The sequence below is a fragment of the Terrabacter lapilli genome (assembly GCF_039531305.1).
In the GTDB taxonomy this organism is placed as follows: Bacteria; Actinomycetota; Actinomycetes; order Actinomycetales; family Dermatophilaceae; genus Terrabacter; species Terrabacter lapilli.
This window is the reverse complement of sequence record NZ_BAAAPU010000005.1, coordinates 18,892-40,708: the sequence shown is the minus strand read 5'-3', so window position 1 is coordinate 40,708 and position 21,817 is coordinate 18,892. Positions and strand designations below refer to the sequence as shown.

At 73.5% G+C, this 21,817-nt stretch carries 20 protein-coding genes; 13 read left to right on the top strand and 7 right to left on the bottom strand.

The window, feature by feature from the left end:
• Nucleotides 1–65: 65 nt before the first annotated feature.
• Complete coding sequence (locus ABD241_RS07385) at nucleotides 66–680, bottom strand: hypothetical protein (RefSeq protein ID WP_344060026.1); 615 nt, start codon at nucleotides 678–680, stop codon at nucleotides 66–68.
• A gap of 27 nt (nucleotides 681–707) precedes the next feature.
• The gene (locus ABD241_RS07380; RefSeq protein ID WP_344060024.1) at nucleotides 708–2,021 is read right to left on the bottom strand and encodes a GNAT family N-acetyltransferase; all 1,314 of its coding nucleotides are present in this window, start codon (nucleotides 2,019–2,021) and stop codon (nucleotides 708–710) included.
• 56 nt (nucleotides 2,022–2,077) lie between these two features.
• Here ABD241_RS07380 and ABD241_RS07375 point away from each other — a divergent pair, with 56 nt between their 5' ends.
• On the top strand, nucleotides 2,078–2,584 hold the full coding sequence (locus ABD241_RS07375) for a nitroreductase family deazaflavin-dependent oxidoreductase (protein ID WP_344060022.1): 507 nt from the start codon (nucleotides 2,078–2,080) through the stop codon (nucleotides 2,582–2,584).
• Between the two features lie 29 nt (nucleotides 2,585–2,613).
• Here ABD241_RS07375 and ABD241_RS07370 read toward each other — a convergent pair whose 3' ends face one another.
• Entirely contained in the window at nucleotides 2,614–3,327 is a 714-nt protein-coding gene (locus ABD241_RS07370; RefSeq protein ID WP_344060019.1) for a PadR family transcriptional regulator, read from the bottom strand.
• 365 nt (nucleotides 3,328–3,692) lie between these two features.
• Between ABD241_RS07370 and ABD241_RS07365 the strand changes: the two genes are divergently transcribed.
• The 3 genes from ABD241_RS07365 to ABD241_RS07355 are packed head-to-tail and all read left to right on the top strand — an operon-like array spanning nucleotide 3,693 to nucleotide 5,842.
• Nucleotides 3,693–4,127 carry an ATP-binding protein gene (locus ABD241_RS07365; RefSeq protein ID WP_344060017.1) on the top strand — a complete coding sequence of 145 codons (435 nt, stop codon included), beginning with the start codon at nucleotides 3,693–3,695 and terminating at the stop codon, nucleotides 4,125–4,127.
• Between the two features lie 49 nt (nucleotides 4,128–4,176).
• On the top strand, nucleotides 4,177–5,064 hold the full coding sequence (locus ABD241_RS07360; protein WP_344060015.1) for a DUF5926 family protein: 888 nt from the start codon (nucleotides 4,177–4,179) through the stop codon (nucleotides 5,062–5,064).
• 43 nt (nucleotides 5,065–5,107) lie between these two features.
• Entirely contained in the window at nucleotides 5,108–5,842 is a 735-nt protein-coding gene (locus ABD241_RS07355; RefSeq protein WP_344060013.1) for a glycosyltransferase, read from the top strand.
• A gap of 30 nt (nucleotides 5,843–5,872) precedes the next feature.
• Here the strand turns inward: ABD241_RS07355 and ABD241_RS07350 are convergent, their stop codons facing one another.
• Nucleotides 5,873–8,065 carry a hypothetical protein gene (locus ABD241_RS07350; protein ID WP_344060011.1) on the bottom strand — a complete coding sequence of 731 codons (2,193 nt, stop codon included), beginning with the start codon at nucleotides 8,063–8,065 and terminating at the stop codon, nucleotides 5,873–5,875.
• Between the two features lie 97 nt (nucleotides 8,066–8,162).
• On the opposite strand from ABD241_RS07350, the gene ABD241_RS07345 reads away from it, so the two are divergent.
• Together ABD241_RS07345 and pheA are read left to right on the top strand one after the other, a co-directional pair.
• Nucleotides 8,163–8,678, top strand: coding sequence for a DUF4446 family protein (locus ABD241_RS07345; protein WP_344060009.1), 516 nt, complete (start codon nucleotides 8,163–8,165; stop codon nucleotides 8,676–8,678).
• Nucleotides 8,675–9,622 carry a prephenate dehydratase gene (gene pheA, locus ABD241_RS07340; RefSeq protein ID WP_344060007.1) on the top strand — a complete coding sequence of 316 codons (948 nt, stop codon included), beginning with the start codon at nucleotides 8,675–8,677 and terminating at the stop codon, nucleotides 9,620–9,622. Before ABD241_RS07345 ends, pheA begins: the two co-directional genes overlap by 4 nt.
• 24 nt (nucleotides 9,623–9,646) lie before the next feature.
• Here pheA and ABD241_RS07335 read toward each other — a convergent pair whose 3' ends face one another.
• On the bottom strand, nucleotides 9,647–10,516 hold the full coding sequence (locus ABD241_RS07335) for a peptidoglycan-binding domain-containing protein (protein WP_344060005.1): 870 nt from the start codon (nucleotides 10,514–10,516) through the stop codon (nucleotides 9,647–9,649).
• Between the two features lie 435 nt (nucleotides 10,517–10,951).
• On the opposite strand from ABD241_RS07335, the gene ABD241_RS07330 reads away from it, so the two are divergent.
• The 4 genes from ABD241_RS07330 (at nucleotide 10,952) to ABD241_RS07315 (ending at nucleotide 16,236) form a co-directional block, all read left to right on the top strand.
• Complete coding sequence (locus tag ABD241_RS07330; protein ID WP_344060003.1) at nucleotides 10,952–12,538, top strand: S8/S53 family peptidase; 1,587 nt, start codon at nucleotides 10,952–10,954, stop codon at nucleotides 12,536–12,538.
• Nucleotides 12,535–13,116: an RNA polymerase sigma factor gene (locus ABD241_RS07325; protein ID WP_344060001.1), complete on the top strand. Its 582-nt coding sequence runs from the start codon at nucleotides 12,535–12,537 to the stop codon at nucleotides 13,114–13,116. The genes ABD241_RS07330 and ABD241_RS07325 overlap by 4 nt, the downstream gene beginning before the upstream one ends.
• A gap of 2 nt (nucleotides 13,117–13,118) precedes the next feature.
• The gene (locus ABD241_RS07320; RefSeq protein ID WP_344059999.1) at nucleotides 13,119–13,616 is read left to right on the top strand and encodes a hypothetical protein; all 498 of its coding nucleotides are present in this window, start codon (nucleotides 13,119–13,121) and stop codon (nucleotides 13,614–13,616) included.
• A 64-nt stretch (nucleotides 13,617–13,680) separates the two neighbouring features.
• Nucleotides 13,681–16,236, top strand: coding sequence for a CHAT domain-containing protein (locus tag ABD241_RS07315; RefSeq protein ID WP_344059997.1), 2,556 nt, complete (start codon nucleotides 13,681–13,683; stop codon nucleotides 16,234–16,236).
• Between the two features lie 125 nt (nucleotides 16,237–16,361).
• Here ABD241_RS07315 and ABD241_RS07310 read toward each other — a convergent pair whose 3' ends face one another.
• Nucleotides 16,362–17,543, bottom strand: a complete 1,182-nt coding sequence (locus tag ABD241_RS07310; RefSeq protein WP_344059995.1) for a flavin-containing monooxygenase — start codon at nucleotides 17,541–17,543, stop codon at nucleotides 16,362–16,364.
• Between the two features lie 55 nt (nucleotides 17,544–17,598).
• A complete protein-coding gene (locus ABD241_RS07305) occupies nucleotides 17,599–18,261 on the bottom strand; it encodes a DUF2461 domain-containing protein (RefSeq protein ID WP_344059993.1) in 663 nt (220 codons plus the stop codon).
• A 115-nt stretch (nucleotides 18,262–18,376) separates the two neighbouring features.
• On the opposite strand from ABD241_RS07305, the gene efeU reads away from it, so the two are divergent.
• The 3 genes from efeU (at nucleotide 18,377) to efeB (ending at nucleotide 21,814) form a co-directional block, all read left to right on the top strand.
• A complete protein-coding gene (gene efeU, locus ABD241_RS07300) occupies nucleotides 18,377–19,237 on the top strand; it encodes an iron uptake transporter permease EfeU (protein ID WP_344059991.1) in 861 nt (286 codons plus the stop codon).
• Nucleotides 19,238–19,316: 79 nt separating this feature from the next.
• On the top strand, nucleotides 19,317–20,495 hold the full coding sequence (gene efeO, locus ABD241_RS07295; protein ID WP_344059989.1) for an iron uptake system protein EfeO: 1,179 nt from the start codon (nucleotides 19,317–19,319) through the stop codon (nucleotides 20,493–20,495).
• The gene (gene efeB / locus ABD241_RS07290; RefSeq protein WP_344059987.1) at nucleotides 20,492–21,814 is read left to right on the top strand and encodes an iron uptake transporter deferrochelatase/peroxidase subunit; all 1,323 of its coding nucleotides are present in this window, start codon (nucleotides 20,492–20,494) and stop codon (nucleotides 21,812–21,814) included. The genes efeO and efeB overlap by 4 nt, the downstream gene beginning before the upstream one ends.
• The last annotated feature ends 3 nt before the right edge of the window (nucleotides 21,815–21,817 follow it).

Sequence of the window (21,817 nt, the reverse complement as noted above, 5' to 3'; positions counted from 1 at the left end):
TCCCATTCGGAGGTTCTCGTTCGTTCAACCAGGCACGCCGCTACCAACGTGGTGGCCGGGTACACCTAGGCGTCGAGGCCGGACTCGTGGGCGACGACCTCGGCCCCTCGGGTCAGCCGCAGGACGACCGCCGTCCAGAGACCGAAGGCCGCTCCTGCCGTGACGACGAGCAGCCAGGCGTGCACGCCCTCGGGCAGCTCGTGGCCGGCCTGCGGCGCCCACAGGCGGGGCATGGTCACGGGCACCCACAGGGCAGCCCACGCGAAGACGGTCCAGGACCGCCTGCCGTGGGTCGCCCTGTCGAGCCGCGAGAGGCGGACCGCGGGCAGGACCCACCCGACGACGGGCAGCGCCCACATGACCCACATCCCGAGGTCCGGCGCCACCTTCGAGAGTCGCCGGGTGCGAGCGAGGTACCACTGGAGCCGCACCAGCCAGACACACGCCAGCGCGCCGCCGGCCACCGCGAGCACCGCTGCGAGGCGATAGGCCGGGTCCGACGTCGAGCCGCCGAGGGCGCCGACGACGAGCGACGGCAGCGACAGGGAGCTGATCGCCAGGGACCGTGTGGCAGGTCGCCGCAGCCGCGGCTGGACCAGCCGTCTCGGTCGGTCGTCGGGCACGACGGCGAGGGCCTGCAGGGCTCCCGGCGTGCCCGTGCCACCCCTGTCGTCGTCCACGCCCGAACCGTAGCGGGCGGGAGGCCGTCAGGAGGTCGTTCCACCGTGCACGAGCGAGTAGTAGACCTCGTCGGACCAGGTGCCGTCGGGGTTGGGCAGCCGCCGGCTGAGCCGGCCCTCGGCGTGGAATCCCGCCTTCTCGGCCGCGCGCCCGGAGGCCTCGTTGCCCACCTTGTGGCCCAGCTCGAGGCGGGCGAGGCCGGCCTGCTCGAAGGCCCACCGCGACACCAGTCGCAGGGCCCGCGTGGTGAAGCCCCGCCCCCGGAAGGCGGGGAGCACCCCGTAGCCGACGAGTCCGGTGCCCGGAGGTCCGAGGCGCATGATGCCGATGACGCCGGCGCCGGCTCCGGTCGCGGCGTCGACCATGACGAACCGGGCCGCGGTGCCGCGACGCCACTCGCGCGCGGCGGACGCAGCACGCTGCCGCGCCTCCCGGTCGGTCAGCGGCCGGCCGGAGAAGTCCCATCGCAGGGACTCCTCGTTGTTGTGCTCGTCGCGCACGACCGGCCAGTCGTCAACGGTGAGGGGTCGGAGCGAGAGCACGCCGTCGCCCAGCGGGCCGGTCGCCGGGAAGCCCGGCGGCCGGTGCCCGGTCGAGGCGCCGGCGGGCGTCCTCAGCAGGTAGGTGTCCAGCGCCCAGCCGCGACGCCTGCGCGCCTCGGTGCGCAGGTGACGCACCTCCTCCAGGACGTCGGCCAGCCGGCCGTGGGCCAGGGCCTCGTCCGGAGTGCCCAGGTGGGTGCCCCAGTAGAGCTCGAGGTCGGGGAAGGCGTCCGCGAGTCCCGCGCAGGCCAGGTCGTCGTCGACGCTGACCACGACGTCCCCGAGCGCAGGGTCGTACTCGTCGACGAGGCGCGGCCCGGAGGTCAGGTGCACCGGCGCTCCGGCCGGGCCGAGCGCGATCCCGTGGCGCGCCGCCAGCAGCTGCGGTGCACCGATCCCGGCGACGACGTCGTGGACGAGCTCGACCCCGGCTGCGGCATACCGCTCGACGAGCGCGTCGACGAGGCTCGCGGTCGAGGCCTCGAACGCGGGGTCGCCCCACACGAGCAGCCCCACGGTCGTGACGTCCTCATCCAGCGCGTCGATCACCCGGGCGTACGCCTCCACGGCCGAGCGCTCGCCGCCCGGGACCCCGAGGACGCGCCCCGCGTGCCCCTCCGGAAGGAGGGCCTCGCAGAGGGCCCGTCGGGCGGCGGCCGGCGCCGGGTGTCCGCCTTCCTCGGGGACGAGCACCACGTCCAGCGTCGTGAGGGCGTGGGTCGCCTCACCCGTGAGGTGCAGCGGGTCGCCGAGGCCGATCCCGATGACCCGGATCCGCAACGACGCCGGCGAGTGCATCTCGCCATCGTGCCGGACGGGAGGCAAGGCCGTTCGCAGGTTCTAGGCTCGCGCCCATGCAGGTGCGACGCCTCGAGCACGCCAACCGGGTCCAGCGTGCGCTGCGGGCGCTCGTGGCCTCCCGTCCCGGGGCCTGGGTGGGCAAGCGGGTGCTGCACCGCCTCGACCTCGTCGCGCGCCGGCTGGCGCCCGGCCGCACGACGCCGAGCCAGTGGCTGGCGGGGGTTCCCGTCGGGCTCCTGACGACCACCGGCGCCAGGAGCGGGCAGCCGCGCACCGTGCCACTCATGCTCGCGCCGCTCGATGCGGGCTGGGGCGTCATCGCCTCGCACTACGGTTCGGAGCGACCGCCCGGGTGGTACTTCAACCTGCGCGCCCACCCCGACGCGTGGCTCGAAGTGGACGGGGTCGTGCACCGGGTGCGCGCCGAGCAGGTGCAGGGCACGGACAGGGAGCGCGTGCGGGACGCAGCCCTGAGCTGGTATGCCGGCTACACGGCATACGAGGAGCGCGCCGGTGGGCGGGACCTGGGCTTCTTCGTGCTGCACCCCGAGCGCGACTGACGCGCTCGGGGTGCAGCTGCCGTCGACGACTACTCGGGGTCGCCGTCGGCGAGCAGGCGGTAGAGCTTGCGCCGGGTCTCGGTGAGGACCTCGGCGGCCTCGGCCCGCTGCTGCGACGTGCCGGTGGTGACGATCTGCCACATGCCACCCATCACCTGGCCGACGAGCGGCATCAGGTCACCGGCGCCGCCGGACGGGCGAGGAGCCTCCTCGTCGTCGGTCGGTGCCTCGAAGGGGCGCCAGGTGGCAGCCATCTCCTCGGCGTTCTCCTCGACGTAGGACCGGCCGGCGTCCGTCAGGCGCAGCAGCCTGCGGCCGTCGACCTCGCGGCCCTCGACGAGCCCCTCGTCCTCGAGCTGCTGGACGGTCGGGTAGACCGAGCCGGGGCTCGGCTTCCACGCTCCGCCGGTGCGCTCGGAGATCTGCTGGATGAGCTGGTAGCCGTTCATCTCGTCCCCGGCCAGCACGTCGAGGATCGCAGCGCGCACGTCGCCGCGCTTGGCCCGGGGGCCGCGGCGGCCGCCGAACTCGGGACCGAAGCCGGGTCCGCCGAAGTGCCGGACCAGGTCGGCGACCCACGGTGGCGGGCCGGGGCGTCCGCGGCCGCCGGGACCCGGGCCGCCGGGACCGCCCCAGGGACCGCGCCCCGGGCCGAAACCGCCGCCGCCCCCTGAGCCGCCTCCCCAGCCGCCCCAGCCGGCGTCCCAACCGGACTCGCGTCTGGTGTGTCGATGTCCATGCATGGTTGTTCTCCTTCCGCGCGACTCACGAACAGTCGCGATAGGTCGACGATATATCGGTTAGAACGATGGTGCAAGGGGCGGGAAGGGGTGGGTAAGGACCACATGCACCGGAAACTCGTCGATGGCCGCGTATCAAACGGTCTAGATGAGGCACTAGAGAGAACTAGGCGGACACATCTAATGAGACGAGTTGTGCAAGAAAGTCACAGTTCGTTGAGGTAGGGCGAAGGTTTGGTTAGCGTGCCCGGCAGGGGGGCGCGCTTCGCCCGTGAGGAGGAACTGACGTGGCGGACACACAGGGACGCGGCTCGTCGCCCTACGCCGGTACGGGCGCCCGACGAGCCGCAACCGTCACAAGGAGACCGATGAGCAACATGCCGGCTACGCCGCTGGGCGAGAAGCGGACCCTACGCCTGCAGTGGGCGCCGGCCGCAGCGCCTCGGATCCGCCGGGAGCTCGTGCAGGACCTTCTCGCGCGTGAGGTCACCCCGGAGGTCATCGACGAGGCGGAGATCGTCGTGAGCGAGCTGGTCGCCAACGCGATCCGCCACGCGAGGCCGCTCGCCGACGGGGCGATCCGGATCCACTGGAAGGTCAAGAACAACGTCGTCGAGGTCGAGGTCTCCGACGGTGGCGGTCCCACGGTGCCGCGACCGGCCCCGCCCGCGATGTGGGCGCCCGGCGGCCGGGGCCTGCGGATCGTGCGGTCGCTGGCGCACGAGTGGGGCGTCATCGACGACCCCAACGGGCGCACCGTCTGGGCCTCGCTCGGCGGACCGTCCCGGCGCCGCTCGCACTGAGGTCGGCCGGCTGTCAGCACGCTCCCGGCCGGCCACTAAGGTGGCGCGCATGGGTAAGGCATCACGTCGACCGCGCGGCGAGCGCGCTGACCGTTCCGCACGTCCGCTCCCGGCCCCGTTCGTGGCCCGGCCCTTCGAGGGCCTGCCCAACGAGACCGACTGGGTCGCGATGCGCGAGATCGTCCCGGCTGCCACCGCCACGGTGCGCTTCGCCGACGGCAAGGCACCCGAGGGTGCACCGGACGAGGTGACCATCGCGACCGTCCTCCCGCTCGCCTGGCCGGGACTGCACCGCGAGAGCGGCGAGGTGCTCGTCGGCATCCAGTCCGGCAACGCCAGCGGCGACACCAGCCGCGACATCGCCCAGGCCATCGCCCTCACCTCGGCCGCCGATCCGGGCTCGCCGGTCGAGACGCTGCCCGTCGCCACGGTCGACAGCCCCCGGCTGCAGGACCTGCTCGACGTCGACGCGCCCTTCCAGATGCAGCTGCACGACGGCTTCGACTTCTGGGTCGCCGACGCCGACCTCGACGCCGACGGCAAGGAGTCGCTCCAGCGCGCCAACGAGTCGGTGATCCCCACCGTCAAGCTCGAGGCGGCGCCCTCGGCCTTCTGGTGCCGCATCGGTGACCGCACCTACGTCCGTTGGGTCCTGCCCTTCCCCGAGGACGCCGCCACCGACGCCCTCGCCCGGCTGCACGCCGCCGGCGACAGCCACCTCGGCGAGGACGGCCGGCTCCTCGGCTGCTTCCGCTCCAGCGGGCTGCTCATCCCGGTCTGGGAGGTCGACCCGAGTGCCGACGCCGGCGAGTTCGAGGACTCCGTCGCCGCGATGAGGTCGAGGATCGACGAGGCAGCCGCGTCCACCGAGCCGCTCACTGCCGCCGAGCGCGGCGCCAAGGCGGGCCTGACCAACCGCCAGGTCACCCTGCGCTGAGCAGTGCTGGCCGAGCAGGTCTGCGCGACGTGAGCCCACGAGGATGACCACGACCCCGCTGCCGTCCGTCGCGGTCGTCATCCCGGCCAAGGACGAGTCGGCCCGGATCGCCGAGACGATCCGCGGCGTCCGCACGATCCCGGGCGTCGCGGCGGTGGTCGTCGTCGACGACGGCTCGACCGACGGCACCGACGCCATCGCCGCCCATGAGGGCGCGGAGGTCGTGCGCCATGCACGCAACCACGGCAAGGCCGACGCCATGATGAGCGGCCTGGGCCGGGTCAAGGGGTTGCGCCGCGTCGGGCGCCTCGACGAGGACGCGTCGGTCCTCTTCGTGGACGCCGACCTCGAGGCGTCGGCGCAGGCGGTCGGTGCGCTGGTCGCGCCGGTCGCCCGCGGCGAGGCGGACCTCACCATCGCCACCCTGCCGAAGCAGCAGGGCAGCGCCGGTGGTCACGGGCTCGTCGTGTCGCTCGCCCGCCGCGGCATCGAGGAGCTGACCGGGTGGTCCCCGGTGCAGCCGCTGTCCGGCATGCGGTGCCTGTCCCCGGCCGCGGTGGCGGCCGCCACGCCCTTCGCCCGTGGCTGGGGTGTCGAGGTCGGCATGACCGTCGACGTCCTCGACGCCGGCCTGACCGTCCTCGAGGTGCCGTGCGACCTGCAGCACCGGGTCACCGGAACCGACTGGCGCTCACAGGTCCACCGCGCAGCCCAGTACCGCGACGTCGCGCTCGCCCTGGGCGTACGCCGGTTGCGCCGCCGCCTGGGCCCCGCCTGACCCGCTCCGGCGCAGTCGCAGACGGCGCAGTCAGAGGTGGTGGCGGTCCCGGCGCCGCCGCACCGGGGCCTTGCGCGCCTCGATCGCCAGGAAGTGCATCACCGCCGACACCACGAGCGGCACGGTGAAGATGGCGGCTACCGGGGGGATCGCCGCGCCCGAGTCGTTGGTGAGGAAGCCGATCACGGCCATCACGATGATCGAGAGCAGGCCGCGGCGCAGGATCGGGGCCTCCTCGAGCAGGCGCTGCAGCGGTTCGGTGCCGAGGATGCCCGGCTTCAGCACGACCAGCACGGCCACGACCATGAGCACGACGACGAGCACGAGCAGGACGGGCATGGCCACGGCCAGGTCGATGTTGGCCCACAGCTTGCGCGACAGGACGTCCCATGCGCCGCCGTCGATGACCGTCTGCAGGAAGCGTCCCGGGTGCGAGCGCTCGGCCTCGGGCCGGCGCCAGTCGAGGTAGCAGACGAGCCCGACGACGAGACCGGCCAGCACGAGCACGATCGAGATGTTGCGCACGGACGTGCGCCAGCCCATGACCCCCATCAGCAGGAAGCCGAGGGCCGGCACGAGCGCGATCGGGCCGCCGAAGTCGGCGCCCCAGGCCGGCAGCACGTCCACGGCCAGGGCGCAGCCTCCGACGAGGACGACCGCGCAGACCGCCAGGCGCGGGGCGCCCCGCCTCATCAGCGCGTGCGCGAGGGCGGCGCACAGCAGCAGGACGGCGGCGGCATACAGGGCGAACGCGACGTTGCCCATGCCGTAGAAGCGGCCGCCGACGAGCGGCTGGAGGCCGAAGATCGAGGAGATCTGCAGGCGGGAGCCGGTCAGCAGGTCGATGCCGATGACGGCGGCGGTGATCGCCGACATCGCCGCGAGCGGTCCGAGGGAGGAGCTGCTCCACGGACCCTTCAGGCACACCAGCGTGAGCAGGCTGCTGATCACGAGCACGAGGACGAGGAGCATGGCCACGAGAGCCACGGTGTTGGTCGACGCCCGCCACCACGGCACGAGGTTGGCCAGGAAGGTCGCCGCCGGCATGGCCGCAGCGAGGAGCCCCGTCAGTCGGGTCATGCGCAGCACGCGGGCGCGGGTCAGGCGCCGGTTCCACGGCCTCGCCCGGCGGATGACCACCCACAGCACGAACATCACGAGCGTCGTGCCGGCCAACCAGATCGTCAGGAACGGCGCGACGATGCGGTGCATGGCGTCGGCCTTGGTGTCGATGTCCGTCAGCACGGTCAGCTTGCTGTCGGCCGTCGCCTCGCTGTTGTTGGCCGACGGCACGATGCTGAGGGCCCGGCCGCCGATCTCGGTCCTGGGGTGCACCCCGCCGCGCTGCAGGATGGTCGCCGTGATGTCGGAGAGCTGGGCCACGCCGGTCAGGCGGGTCGAGGCCGACGCGAGCAGCCCCGGGGCGTAGTGCGGCCCGCTCGCCGCCAGCAGCCGCAGCCGCTCCTGCTGGTCGCGGTCGGCGAGCCCGGCCACGAGCAGGTCGGCACCGCTCGGCATGGCGTCCATGACCTGCTCGATCCGGCGCTCGAGGCCGTCGACGAGCTCGCGGTGGCGGGTCGGGTTGGGGTCGGTCGTGTCGATGCCGCCGACGTCCACGATGCTGACGGGGCACTGGGCGAGGTCGGAGACGAGGGTCGTCGCCTGGAAGGGGCTGTAGCGGGCCACCTTGCCGTCTGAGGTGGCCGCCGCGAGCCCGCCGCCCGGCCCGATCGCCTGGACGCACGTCCGTTCCGCCGCGAAGGAGTCGCCGAGCAGCCCGAGCTGGGCCCGGAACTCCGCGTCCCGGGAGGCCTTGGCCAGCGCGTCGAAGCCGCTCACGCGGAAGCCGGACGTGGCGTCGCCCGTGACCGAGGGCAGCGGATCGCACCGGGGACGCGTCTCGCTCGTCTCCGGCCCCGCCGCCTCACCCGCCGAGATGGTGGCCCAGCCGTCGGTGGGGCAGGTCGTGAGCCGCAGCGTCTTGACCGAGACGGATGCCGCCGCGCCGTCACGCAGCAGCCCCCACAGCGTCGGGGTCTCCTTGGCGGACACGTCGTCCCACGACAGGCCGCCGAGGCCCACGACGACGAGCGACTCGCCCGGCTGCGGCTGGGTCGTGGGCGGCACCGGGACCGTCGTGCGCTTGACGTAGGCGAGGGTGAGAGCCGCCGCCATGACCAGGAGCAGGACGACCAGCGTCTTGACGGGATGGCGGCGGATCACGCAGGACACCCTACAAACCGGTCCTGTCGACGGCCGTCGCGGTCACGGGCTGGAATGGGCGGGCCGGGGGTGCCCCACGCGGTTACCCTTGCCGATCGTGGACGCCCCGACGCTGACGACCCTCGCCATCGCGGCTGTCGTCGTGGCGCTCGTCGCCGTCGCCCTGGCCGTCGGGGCGCAGCTGCGGCTCGCCGGTGTCCGCCGCGACTTCGCGGCCCTCGGCGGCGACGGCCGGACCGACATCGCCCGGGTCGCCGCGGCCCAGAACCACCGCATCGACCGGCTCACCGCCGAGCTGTCCCGGCTGCGGGAGGACGTCGCGAGCGCCGAGGAGGACGTGCGCCAGAGCCTGCGCAACGTCGCAGTGGTCCGCTACGACGCCTTCGGCGACATGGGCGGACGCCTGTCGTTCTCGGCTGCCATCGTCGACGACCTCGGCGACGGCATCGTCCTCAGCTCGATCCACGCCCGCGGCGAGTCGCGCACCTATGCCAAGGGCATCGTCGGCGGGAGGTCGAGCATCACCCTGACCCCCGAGGAGCAGCAGGCCCTGGCGTCGGCGACCAAGGACGAGCCGGGCCGCCTGCCCGGGCGAGCGAAGGACGCCTCGTGACCCCACCGCGCACCCCGGAGCAGCTGCATCGCTTCGGCTACCTCGGCCCCCGCGGCACGTTCACGCAGATGGCTCTGGACTCGTGGGACGCCGCGGAGGGCCGCGAGCACCTGCCCTTCGGATCGGTCGACGCGGCGCTGTCGGCCCTGCGTAACGGCGACATCGACGCGGCCATGGTGCCCATCGAGAACTCCGTGGAGGGCGGCGTCTCGGCGACGCTCGACGCGCTCGCCACGGGCGAGCCGCTCGTGGTCATCGGTGAGGTGCTCGTGCCGATCACCTTCGTGCTGTGCGCCCGCCCGGGTATGCCGCTGGCCCGGGTCCGCACGGTGGGCACCCACTCGCACGCGTGGGCCCAGGTGCGCGGGTGGATGGGGCGCCACCTCCCGGACGCGGTCTACGTCCCGACGCTGTCGACCGCCGCGAGCGCCGCGGCGCTCGGCCGGGCCGCCGAGGCCATGTTCGACGCCGGGGTGTGCGCACCGGTCGCCGCCCGCGACGAGGGCCTGGCGATCCTGGCCGAGGACATCGGGGACAACAGCTCGGCCGTGACCCGGTTCGTCCTCGTCGCGCGGCCGGGCACGCTCCCCGAGCCCACCGGCGCCGACAAGACGACAGTCGTGCTCTTCCAGCGCGAGGACCACGCGGGCGGCCTGCTCGAGCTGCTCGAGCAGTTCGCCGTGCGCGGGGTCAACATGACCCGACTCGAGTCGCGGCCCACCGGCGAGGCGATGGGGTCGTACTGCTTCTCCATCGACTTCGAGGGCCACCTGCTCGACGCCCGCGTCGGCGAGACGCTGATGGGCCTGCGGCGGGTGTGCGCCGAGGTCCGCTTCCTCGGCTCCTACCCACGCGCCGACGGCGGGAAGCCCGACGCGCGGCCGGGCACCTCGGACGAGGACTTCGACCGGGCCAGGGCCTGGCTGGACGACCTCCGCGCCTGACCGCGGCGCACGCCGGGCCGGGCCTCAGCCGATCGTCGCGCCCATCTTGAGCAGGAAGAGCGTCTCGTCCCTGACGACACCGTCGGCCCCGACTCGGTTGGCGTCCTGCAGGCGCTGGACCGCCTTCTTCGTCTGCGCGCCGAACCGGCCGTCGACCGCCACGGTGGCGCCGGCGGCCCGCAGCGCACGCTGCAGGGTCACCACATCGGGACCCTGCGAGCCGAGCTGGAGGGTCACGTCACCGAGCGACCGCGAGATGACGAGCACCCACGTGCCGGCGTCGATGCGCCCGGGGTGCGCCGGCGGCCCTTCCAGGCTCGCCTCGACTCGCCTGACCGCGGCGCGCGTCTCGGCGCCGTAGACGCCGTCGACGCTCACCGGCCCGTAGTCGGCGTCGTCGAGGAGGCACTGCAGGGCGCGGACCGCGCCGCCGCGGGCCCCCGGCTCGAGCACCGGGTATGCCGGGAGCGTGCGCTCGCACGAGCCGTTCATTGGGCCCTTGCCGCCTGCCGGGCCGGGGGTGGGTGGGGCGGTCACCGGCGACACCGTCGCGGCACCGTCGGTCGGCGCGCCCGCACCTGCAGTCGGGGTGCCACTGGCAGCCCCGCCCGGAGCAGGCGTCGTGGTGGGCGCCGGCCGCTCGGGGGTGAGGGGGTCGGCCGTCATCGTGGGGACCGGCTCGGTCGCGGCGTCGCCCGTGGACGTCGCAGTGGCTGTGCTCGTGGCGGACGGCGACTGCCCACCCGCGACCGCGGGTGACGGCGCGGCGGAGGTCCGTCCGAGCGTCAGCGGCCCGCATGCCGACAGCGTGAGGCCGAGGACGACCGCACTCGCCGCCGAGAAGACCATCCGGTGCCGAGCCGTGTGGCCCCGCACGCCTGTCGCGCCCTGCATCCGACCGTCCCCCTGAGCTCGGCGCGGTCCCTGTGCCCGCACCCGTGGCAGAAGTATGCGCCAGCGACAGCGAGCGCCGGATCGCGACGCGCCTGACCGCATACGCCCGGATCGCGGTTTTTGTCCGACCGCCGGACGGCCGAGGCAGGGAAGGGGGCGCCGGTGCTGCCCAGCCCGGCGCCCCACGGTAGGGACCGCCCCACACGAGTCCCGAGCCCTCTAGGTCACCGAGCCCGCCGCCCCTCCTCGACGCCCTGCAGCAGCCCGATGACCGATCCCCCAGCCGTCCAGAGCGGGTTCGCCCGCTCCTGATACATGCCAGAGAGCCCACCGCCGGAGAAAGTTCGGGAAGGCGGATGTATCAGGAAAGGGCCTACGGACTCCCACTCCAGTGGAAGGGTCCTTCCATCACTGTCGCTGCTCAGGAGGTTGTCGATGTCCGAGTCCGGTCCAAGCGGCCCGCAGGGCGGCAACGGGGACAACCCGGCAGGCGGCGAGCGCCGTCGCGATCGGCCGCCGGTGCGGGCGCTCGACCCGGCGACGGCGATGCGCCTGACGGACGGCCGGCCGCCGCTCCCGGCGCTCTACCTGTCCGACCGGCTCCTCGTCCGCAACGTGCCCGGACTCACCCGCGGGCTCGACGACCTGGGCACCGCCCTCGACCGGCTCGGTCTCGACTTCGAGGTCACGCCGCCGCGACCCGACGAGCCTCGGGGGCTCGCCGGCAGCGCATGGGGCGCGAGCATCACCCTGCGGCCACGCAGGAGCATCGAGCCGGTCGACGCCTGGGACGTGCTGCAGCGGCTGCGGGCGGCAGACGACCCGGTCGCCGAGCGGCTCAGCCTCGAGCACGTCCTGCGTCCGGCCGACGGCTACTGGGGCGGCATCGGGGGCTACTGGGGCGGCATCGGCGGCTACTGGGGCGGCATCGGCGGCTACTGGGGCGGGATCGGCTACTGGGGCGGCATCGGCGGGTCGGCGCTGCAGGAGTACGGCATGCCCGGACGAGGCGGCCGGATGCCGGTCAGCCTGGCCCTGCCCGACCCGGCCCTGCGGGCCCGCAAGGTCGACCGCAGCCCGGTCGTCGCGCTCCTCGACACGCCCGTCGCCGACCACCCGTGGTTCCGCGACAGCGAGCGGCTCATCCGGTTGCGCTACCAGCACGGGCACCTCGTGCCGGACGACCCGCCCGTGACCTCTCCGAGTGCTGGCCCGGGTGCCCGCCCGGAGCCCACGCCGGCCCCGCCCGCGCCCCCAGTGGGTCTGCTCCAGGGACACGCGACCTTCATCGCGGGGCTCCTGCGCCAGGGCTGTCCCGAGGCGACGGTCCTGTCGATCCCGGTGATGGACGACGACGGCGTCGTCGACGAGAGCCACCTGCTCGACGTGCTCGAGGCGCTGCTCGAGCGCCACCAGCGCGGTCAGAAGCGCGGCGGGCGCAAGGCCGACGTCGTCGACATCCTGTCGCTGTCCATGGGCTACTACGCGGAGGACAGCTCCTTCACGAGCGGTCCTGTGGCCGAGATGCTCGACCGCTTCGCCGCGGCGGGCGTCACGGTCGTGGCGGGGGCCGGCAACGACGGCACGAGCTCGCCGTTCGTGCCCGCGTCGCTCGCGGCGTCCCTGCCGGGGCCCAAGCAGCCGCAGGTGCCGCCCGTGTCGAGCGTCGGGGCCGCCAACCCCGACGGGACGACGGTGGCGCTCTTCAGCAACCCGCTCACCGTCATCACGGCGACCCGGCCCGGCGTCTCGCTGGTCAGCACGCTCCCGCTCACCGACGGGATGGGGCAGCCGTCGTCCAGCATCACCGGCGACACCAACGTGCGCTGCACGGTCGACCCCGACGACTACACCGGCGGTTTCGGGGTCTGGAGCGGCACGTCGTTCTCGACGCCGGTGTTCGCCGCCGAGCTCGCCGCCTCACTCGTCGAGCAGGGCGGCCTCAAGGACGTGGGGCCCGAGGCCATGTGCGCCCGCTCCCTGGCCGCCCTGCACTCCTGCACCGGGAAGGACCTGTCATGACCTCGACACCCACTGCACCGGACGGGCTCGGCACGCTGGCCGGCCGAGCGTTCGCCGCCTACCGCGCCGGTGACCGCGAGCGCCTCTCGGAGCTCGTGGACCTCGTGACGCCCGTGCTGTGGAACGCGGCGCGTTCGCAGGGCGGCGCGACGGCGCTGTGCGAGGACGCCGTCCAGACCGCGTTCCTCCAGCTCGTCGACCGCGCCGAGTCCATCCAGGAGCCGGCGGCCGTGCTCGGCTGGCTCGTCGTCGTCGTCAAGCGCGAGGTGTGGCGTCTGGCCAGGGGTGCCCGCCGCGAGGTGGGCGTCGAGGAGGTGCCGGAGGCTCCGGCCCAGCAGCTCGACCCGGAGACGCAGTCCATCCTCTCGGAGCGCCAACGCGTCCTGTGGAGGCACGTGTCGGGCCTTCCCCCGCGATGCCAGGAGCTGCTCCGGGTCATCGCCTTCGCCGACCGGCCCGACTACGCCGCCATCGCGCAGTCGCTCGGCATGCCGGTCGGCAGCATCGGCCCGACCCGTGGCCGTTGCCTCCAGAAGCTGAGGACCACTCTCGGCTCCGACCCCGGATGGGCGGTCTGACCATGACTTCGCACACTGACGCCATCGACGTCCGCGACCTGGAGAACCTGGGACACCTGCGTGAGCTGTTCTCGCACGCCGACCCGGTGCCCGGTGACCTCACCGAGCGGGTGAAGTTCGCGCTGACGGTCCACGCGCTGCACGCGGAGGTGGCCGAGCTCATGGACACGGCGCTGCTCACGACGCGCGGCGCCGACACGAGCGTCGAGCCGACGCCGACGGAGTCGGTCACCTTCACGGCGGCCTCGATGAGCCTCATGGTCTCGTCCTCGGCGACGTCGACGGAGGAGTCCGACGACCGCGTACGCGTCGACGGCTGGGTCACGACGCCCGGGGCACGCGTCGAGGCCGTGACGAGCGAGGGGAGCAGCTCGGCCGTTTCCGATACGAACGGGCGTTTCGTTCTGGATGATCTACCTCACGGGCCGGTGCACTTCGTCGTGACCGACCCCGACAACGAGGACCTGCGACCGGTCATCACGCCCACGATCCAGATCTGAGCCCAGCTCTGGCGCGGGTGGGGCGGCCGGCGCCCGAGCGAGAGGCCGGCCGCCGACCATCGACGTGCTCGAGAGCGCACGAGCCCTGCGCGAACAGGGGGCTGCGGAGAACGTCGCCGGGCGACCCGTCGAGGCGGCCCGGTCGCTGGCGGCTGCCCTCGAGGAGATCGAGCGCTCCGGCGGTGACGCCCCGTCGAGGGCGCACCTGGAGCTGCGCTGCCGCACCCTCACCACCCTCGCCCTCACCGAGCTGATGCTCTCGGGCCTCGAGCGGGCGGTGGCCCGGCTGGCGGAGGCCGAGAAGCTCGTCGTCGAGCTAGACGACGACGTGCTCCGGGCGCGCCTGGACTACCAGCGTGCCAACATCCACGGCCGCGTCGGCGACCTCGCCGCGGCGTGGGACGGCCTCGAGGGCGCCGTGCGGCGGCTCGACGCGTTCGCCCCGCACGAGCAGTGCTCCGTGCACCTCAGCCGCGGGATGCTCGCCTTCACGCTGATGCGGCCGCGCGAGGCGCTCGAGTCCTTCGCCGAGGCGGCACGGCTCGCGCACGAGCTCGGCGGCGTGGAGCAGGAGTTCATGGCGCGCCACAACGAGGGGTATGCCGCCTACCTCCTGGGCGACCTCCCGCGGTCCCTCGCCGGGATGGCCCGCGCCGACGAGCTCGACGCCGACGTCTTCCTGGGCCCGGCGAGGCTGGACCGGGCGCAGGTGCTGCTCGAGGCCGGCCTCGCCAAGGAGGCCGTCGAGGCGCTGCAGGCAGGCGTGGCCGAGCTGGACGGCGACGGGCACGACCAGATGCGGGCCGAGTTCGAGCTGGAGCTCGCTCGCGCGCACCGGCTGCTGGGCCACGTGGACCGGGCGGCGGCGGCAGCGGCGTCCGCCCGGGAGACGTATGCCCGCATCGGCGCGACCGCCTGGGCCGCCAAGGCCACCCTCGTCGGCCTGCTGGCCGAGCTCGACCGGCAACGCAGGACGCATCGCGCGCAGCCGGACGCCGACGAGACGGGTCTGGCGCTCGCGGCGGCGGCGACGGCGGACGAGCTCGTCGAGACCGCGACGATGCTCGGCGACGCAGAGCTGGCCGACAACGCCCGGGTGGTCGCGGCACAGGCGCTCCTGCTCGCCGCTGACCCGGCGGGGGCGGCCACCCGGCTGCGCGACCTCGCGCGGGTGTCGAGCGGGTCCCTGGCCGACGAGCTCGACGCGGCGGTGGTCAGGGCGATGACCTTGGTCGCCACGGGTGAGCCGGCGCCTGCGAGGCGCGTCCTCGCGCAGGCGTCCCGGCGGCTCGCCGCGGGCCAGCAGGGCAGCGCCAGCCTCGACCTGCGCACCGCTCGGGCCATCCACGGGGCCAGGCTGGCCGAGCTCGACCTCGAGCTGGCCGTCCCACGGGGGAGCGGCGCAGTGCTGCAGGCTCTCGACCGCTGGCGCAGCGCCACCGACCGCCTTCCCTCCCTCGGTCGTCCGGACGACGAGCAGCTGGCCGTGCTGACGGAGCAGCTGCGCGCCGTACGCGGCCAGCTGCGGGGAGAGGACGATCCCCGGCAGGTGCGCGAGCTGCACGAGCAGGCCGCGCGGCTCGAGCGCCGGATCCGCGACCGCGACTGGGCGCTGAGCCGGAGCGGCGCGGCGACGCGCGCCGTCCCGGTCCGGCTCCACGAGGCTCGCGAGCACCTGCGACACGTCGACCGGGACCTCGTCTGGTTCTTCCGGCACCACGACCGGCTCTGTGCCGTCGGGATCGTCGGCGGGCGGGCGACGATGCGCGACCTCATGCCCGCCGGTCGGGCGGCGGAGCTCGCCCAACGCGTGCGTGTCGACCTGCGTGCCGCTGCCACCCACCACCTCGGCCCGCTCGCGGGCGCCGTCTGGTCCTCACTGCGGGCGAGCGCGAACGAGCTGGACGAGGCGCTGGTTCGTCCCTGGCGCTCGGGCCGCGGGCTCGTCGTCGTCACGTGTCCGGAGGTCTCCGCGCTGCCCTGGGCGGTGTTCCCGTCCATGGTGGGGCGCCCGTTCACGGTGGCGCTGTCGCTGACCTCGTTCGCCCGTCGAGGCGCCCGGCCAGTCGGTGCAGGCGTCCCCGGGGTGCACGTGACGGTGGGCCCGGGGGTGCCGCGCGGGCTGGGCGAGAGCCGGTCGGTGGTGGCCACCTGGGGCGAGCGGGGCACCCTGGTGGACCCGTCACGCCGCGAGGAGCTGCTCGGTGCGCTCGCGCGCCCCGGCGTCGTGCACGTCGCGGCCCACGGGACGCACCAGGCCGAGTCGCCGCTGTTCTCCTCGCTCGTGCTGCACGACGGTCCCGTCTTCGCGCACGAGCTGCAGCCGACCGGTGTCCGCGCGGACCACGTCGTGCTCTCGGCCTGCGATGTCGGTCTGGCCTCCGCGCGGCCGGGCCACGAGTCGCTGGGGCTCGCGCTCTCGCTCCTCTCGCTCGGTGCGCGCTCCGTCGTCGCGGCGGTGGCGCCGGTCCCCGACGACGTCGCGGCGGCCACCATGACACGGCACCACGAGCTGCTGGCGTCCGGCCTGGCGAGCGACGAGGCGTTGGCGCGGGCGGTGGCAGAGACGGACGACGTCGCTGCTGCGTTCCTCGGTCTCGGTGGTCAGCATCGGTTGTGACGGCTGGGTGACGCGCACGGCGCCCTGACGGTCGCCGACGCTGCTCCCGGCGACGTCCGCCACGTCGCCCATGGGCTCGGAAGCTGCTCCCGAGAACGGAGCAGGATCCGATGACGCCCGGGGGACTACGAGGCGGCGCGGAGGGCCTTCATCTCGCGTCGTTTGCGCAGGGCCATGGCGAGGGCGATCTTGCGGGCGTCGATCGACAGCTCGCGGAGCATGCCCGAGATCGGGTTGGTGTAGCCGGTGAACCACAGCCCTTTCGCACCGCGCGGGGTGCGGCCGCCACGCTCGCAGGGGCGGCCCCGGTCGTCGAGGACGCCGAGGTGTCCGAGCAGCGGCTCGAGCCCCTGCGTGTAGCCGGTCGCGAGCACGACGACGTCCGGGTGCAGGCGCGTGCCGTCGGCGAGGACGACCGCGTCAGCGTCGAGCTCGCGCAGGGCCGCGACAGGCTCCACGGCACCGGTTCGGATGGCCTCGATGATGCCGACGTCCTGCACCGGGATCGCGTTGTCGCGCTCGACCCGGGTGAGCAGGCCGGTGTCGGGACGGGGCAGCCCGTGCGCCGAGAGGTCCGGGGTCTGGATGCGCTCGACGATGGGCGCGACGCGGTCGACGAGGGAGGTGGGCAGGTGCCGCACGGCGATGCCGGTGTACTGGGCGGCATACGGCCCGGTGTTGCGGCGCAAGATGTGGGGGACGGTCCGCACGGCGAGGCGCACGCGGGCGGCGCCGTGCTCGACGAGGTCGACGGCCAGCTCGGTCCCGGTGTTGCCGGTGCCGACGACGAGCACGTCCTGGCCGGCGTATGCCGCGCCGTTGCGGTAATCGCGAGCCATGACGACCGTGCCCGAGTAGTCCTGCAGGCCGGGCACGGCGGGCTCGCGCGGGGTGTGGTTGAACCCCGTCGCGACGACGGCGTAGGGCGCGGTGAGCGTCGTCCCGTCCGCGAGGGCCAGCGTCCACGCGTCGCCCTCGGGGGAGCGGTCGATCCGGCTGACCTCGGTCCCGAGGCGCACGTCGAGCCGGTGGTGGGCGGCATACAGCTCGAGGTAGCGCACGACGTCGTCGCGCGAGACCCAGCGCCCCATCTCCTTCGGGATGGGCAGGCCGGGCAGGCCGGAGAGCTCGCGTGGCGTGTGCAGGTGCAGCCGGTCGTAGTGACCGCGCCACGACGAGCCGATGCGGTCGGCGCGCTCGAGGACGACGCCGTGGAGCCCGCGCGCCTTCAGCGCCGCGGCCGTGGCCAGCCCGCCCGGTCCGCCACCGATGATGTACGCGTCGACCGGGACGCTGCGCTGGGTCACGGTCGGAATGTAGCCGCCGCGCCGCCCCGGTGCCCACGAACCGCCGAGCAGCGTCTCACGTCGTGGCCGCGTCGGAGTCCACGTGCTGCGAGAGCCACTCCACGAGCGGACGGACGGATCGCCAGGTGTCCCGCACCTTCGTCAGGGCGCGCCGCGTCGAGAGCCAGTCCGGCGCACCGAAGTCGCGCACCACCATCAGCTCCTTGTGGCGGAGCGTCTCGATGCGGGGGTGGTCGGCGGCATATCCCCTCGGGGCGGTCTTCACCCGCTCGCCCAACACCTCGAACCGCCCCCGGCGCAGGGACTGGAGGACCTGCTCCAGCGCGAGCCCGCTCGCGGGCGCGTCGACGGCCGCCCGGAAGCGCGCGGTCTGGGCCGACGACGCCGCCCGGAAACCCCCGCCCGCCCGCAGGCCGTCGGCGCTGACCTGCACGTAGTAGCCGAGGACCGTGCCGGAGCCGACGAGGGCGCCCTGGTGGGTCTTGTACGGCGACTTGTCGGCGCTGAAGCGCACGTCGCGGTTCGGGCGGAACATCCGGGCCTCGCCGAACTCGTCCTCGAGGCCGTCGAGCAGCGCGAGCATCGGCTCGTGCACGTCACGCTCGTACGCGTCCTTGTGCGCGAGCCACCAGTCCCGGCTGTTGTGCTCCTCGAGCTCGGCGTAGAAGGACAGGGCGCCGGCAGGGAAGCCCGAGAAGGGCGGGGCGGGCGTGCTCATGTGGCGACTCTGACACCGGTGCCAGGTTGTTAGGCAAGGCTTACCTGTGCTTTGCTGAATTCCGTCACGCCACCGTGGCGTAATTGCTGACAGCTATCTGAGAGAGAAGGCCGCCGTGCTCGCGAGCAATGCGCTCATCGGACTCCGAGAGGGGCTCGAGGCTGCCCTCGTGGTGGTCATCCTCGTGGCCTTCCTCGTCAAGACCGACCGACGCTGGGCCCTGCGTCACGTGTGGACCGGTGTCGGCATCGCCGTCGCCCTGTCGGTGGCCCTCGGCGCCCTGCTCACCTACGGCACCAAGCAGCTGACCTTCGAGGCCCAGGAGCTCATCGGCGGCAGCGCATCGATCATCGCGGTCGTCTTCGTGACCTTCATGATCTTCTGGATGAAGTCCGCGTCGCGCACGATCTCCGGTGAGCTCAAGGGCAAGCTCGACAGGGCGCTCGACATGGGCCCGCTCGCCATCGCCCTCGTCGCGTTCCTCGGCATCGGGCGCGAGGGCCTCGAGACGGCGATCTTCTTCTACGCCACCACCCAGGCCGCCGGCCAGGGCAACAGCCAGCCCCTCGTCGGCTGGGTCATCGGCCTCGGTGGGGCGGTCGTCCTCGGCTGGCTCATCTACCGCGGCGCCGTGAAGATCAACCTGACCAAGTTCTTCCGCTGGACCGGCATCCTGCTCGTCCTCGTCGCGGCCGGCATCCTCGCGTACGGCCTCCACGACCTGCAGGAGGCGCAGTTCCTGCCGGGCCTGACGACGCTCGCCTTCGACGTCAGCAACACCGTCGACCCGGGCAGCTGGTACGCCACGCTCCTGAAGGGCATCTTCAACTTCACGCCCGAGACGACCGTCCTGCAGGCCGTGGCCTGGGTGCTCTACGTCGGCATCGTGCTGACCCTCTTCCTGCGCCCCGCCCGCACGCCCGCACAGCCGGCTGCCGCCACGCGCTCGACCGGCCGCCCCAGCGTCGCCGCCTGACCGCCGCGCCCGACCCGCGCGCCACCCCTCGCCGACGAGCACCACCCCCTCGCAGCTCACACCGCCAGGAGAAACCGCCATGCCCCGCCCTGCCCTGCGCCCTGCCGCGCGTGCCGCCGCGCCCCTCGCAGCGACGATCGTCGCCGCCCTCGTGCTCACCGGCTGCGCCGACAAACCCACCGCGGGTACCGGCTCGACGGCCGGCTCGACGGCCGCGGCTGGTGGCCCGATCACCGTCCAGGCCGGCGACACCGCGTGCACGCTCAGCGCCACCACGGCCAAGGCGGGCACCGTGACGTTCCAGGTGACCAACACCGGCACCAAGGTCAACGAGTTCTACCTGTACGCCGCGGGTGACCGCATCGTCTCCGAGGTCGAGAACATCACCCCGGGCCTGAGCCGTGAGCTCAAGGTCGAGATCACCGAGCCCGGCACGTTCACCACCTCGTGCAAGCCCGGCATGGTCGGCGACGGCATCCGCGGCACCTTCACCGTCACGGGCACCGCCGCCAAGGGCAGCACGGACACCAAGGTCGCCAAGGCCATCGCCGACTACAAGGCGTTCGTCGCCTCCGAGGCCGACGAGTTCGTCGAGGGCACCGAGCAGTTCGTCGCCGCCGTCAAGGCCGGTGACGTCGCCAAGGCCAAGTCGCTCTATGCGGAGGCGCGCCACCCGTGGGAGGCCATCGAGCCGGTCGCCGAGGGGTTCGGCGACCTCGACCCGAAGATCGACGGACGCGAGGACGTCGTGGCCGACGGCATGACGTTCAGCGGCTACCACCGCCTCGAGAAGGACCTCTGGAAGGACGGCCTCCAGAAGGACTCGGGCGCCGTGGCCGACCGTCTGCTCGCCGACGTCAAGCAGATCGCCGCGAAGAGCAAGACCGTCGAGCCCACGGCCCTGTCGATCGCAGGCGGCGCCAAGGCGCTGCTCGACGAGGTCGCCACCGGCAAGGTCACCGGTGAGGAGGAGCGCTACTCGCACACCGACCTCTGGGACTTCGACGGCAACCTCGAGGGCTCGCAGCAGGCGCTCGCCGTGCTGCGACCGGTCATCACCGAACGCGACCCCGCGCTGCAGAAGGCGCTCGACGCCCGCTTCGCCGAGCTGAAGACCCTGCTCGGCAAGCACAAGAACGGTGCCGACTACACGAGCTACACCTCGCTCACGGCCGCCGACATCAAGGCCCTCACCGTCTCGCTCGACGCACTGTCCGAGCAGGTCGCCAAGGTCCCCGGAGTCGTGGAGGCCACGTGAGCGACACCTCCTCCGAGCCCGGCGTCAGCCGGCGCCGGCTCCTCGGCGCGTCCGGCACCGCTGCCGTCGTGGGGATGGTCGGGGGCGCGGCCGGGTCTGGAGCCCTCGCCCTGCGAGGGAATGCCGTGTCGCGCGGTGACGACGCCGCTGCAGCAGGTGCCCCGGCCTCCACGGCGGCCCCCGCCCTCGACGCCGCGATCCCGTTCCGCGGTCCGCACCAGGCCGGGATCGTCACGCCGGCCCAGGACCGCCTGCACTTCGTCGCGCTCGACGTCGTGACCTCGGACCGCGAGGAGCTGCGAAGCCTCCTCGAGGAGTGGACCCGCGCCGCGGAGCGGATGACCGCCGGCGCGGAAGCCGCTCCCGGCGGCCTGGTCGGCGGGGGACCGAACCGCGCGCCGGAGGACACCGGCGAGGCGTACGACCTCCCGGCCTCGGGCCTGACCATCACGATCGGCTACGGCCCCTCGCTCTTCGACCACCGGTTCGGGCTCGCGTCGAGGAAGCCCGCCGCCCTGCGGGACCTGCCGGCCTTCACGGGCGACCAGCTCGACCCCCGACGCACCGGCGGCGACCTGTGCATCCAGGCCTGCGCCAACGACCCGCAGGTCGCGGTCCACGCGGTCCGCAACCTCATCCGGATCGGGTTCGGCGTCGTGGCTGTCCGGTGGTCGCAGCTCGGCTTCGGGCGCACCTCCTCGACGTCGACGACGCAGGCCACGCCCCGCAACCTGTTCGGCTTCAAGGACGGCACCAACAACCTCAAGGCCGAGGAGCCCGAGGCCCTCGACCAGCACGTGTGGGTCGCGCCCGGGGACGAGACCGGTGGTGGCTCCTGGATGGCCGGCGGCTCCTACCTCGTCGCACGCCGCATCCGCATGCACATCGAGGTGTGGGACCGGACCAGCCTGCAGGAGCAGGAGGACGTCATCGGCCGCGACAAGAAGGAGGGGGCACCCCTGGGCGCGGCCAAGGAGCACGACGCCCTCGACCTCGCGAGGAAGGGGCCGGACGGCAAGCCGGCGATCCCGGCCACCGCCCACGTGCGCCTCGCCCACAAGAGCCACCTCGGCGGCATACGCATCCTGCGGCGCGGCTACAACTTCACCGACGGCTCCGACGGCGTAGGCCACCTGGACGCGGGCCTGTTCTTCCTCGCCTACATGCGCAACCCGGAGAAGCAGTTCGTGCCGATGCAGCGGGCCCTCGCCAAGGCGGACGGGCTGAACGAGTACATCGAGCACAACGGTTCAGCGGTCTTCGCCTGCCCGCCGGGCCTGAAGGACGGCGAGCACTGGGGCCAGGCCCTCTTCGCCTGAGCC

Bases quoted from the DNA above. Each gene is read 5' to 3' on its own strand.
- ABD241_RS07380 (WP_344060024.1), bottom strand. From the start codon at position 2,021: ATGCACTCGCCGGCGTCGTTGCGGATCCGGGTCATCGGGATCGGCCTC.
- ABD241_RS07375 (WP_344060022.1), top strand. From the start codon at position 2,078: ATGCAGGTGCGACGCCTCGAGCACGCCAACCGGGTCCAGCGTGCGCTG.
- ABD241_RS07370 (WP_344060019.1), bottom strand. From the start codon at position 3,327: ATGCATGGACATCGACACACCAGACGCGAGTCCGGTTGGGACGCCGGC.
- ABD241_RS07365 (WP_344060017.1), top strand. From the start codon at position 3,693: ATGAGCAACATGCCGGCTACGCCGCTGGGCGAGAAGCGGACCCTACGC.
- ABD241_RS07360 (WP_344060015.1), top strand. From the start codon at position 4,177: ATGGGTAAGGCATCACGTCGACCGCGCGGCGAGCGCGCTGACCGTTCC.
- ABD241_RS07355 (WP_344060013.1), top strand. From the start codon at position 5,108: ATGACCACGACCCCGCTGCCGTCCGTCGCGGTCGTCATCCCGGCCAAG.
- ABD241_RS07335 (WP_344060005.1), bottom strand. From the start codon at position 10,516: ATGCAGGGCGCGACAGGCGTGCGGGGCCACACGGCTCGGCACCGGATG.
- ABD241_RS07330 (WP_344060003.1), top strand. From the start codon at position 10,952: ATGTCCGAGTCCGGTCCAAGCGGCCCGCAGGGCGGCAACGGGGACAAC.
- ABD241_RS07325 (WP_344060001.1), top strand. From the start codon at position 12,535: ATGACCTCGACACCCACTGCACCGGACGGGCTCGGCACGCTGGCCGGC.
- ABD241_RS07320 (WP_344059999.1), top strand. From the start codon at position 13,119: ATGACTTCGCACACTGACGCCATCGACGTCCGCGACCTGGAGAACCTG.
- ABD241_RS07305 (WP_344059993.1), bottom strand. From the start codon at position 18,261: ATGAGCACGCCCGCCCCGCCCTTCTCGGGCTTCCCTGCCGGCGCCCTG.
- efeO (WP_344059989.1), top strand. From the start codon at position 19,317: ATGCCCCGCCCTGCCCTGCGCCCTGCCGCGCGTGCCGCCGCGCCCCTC.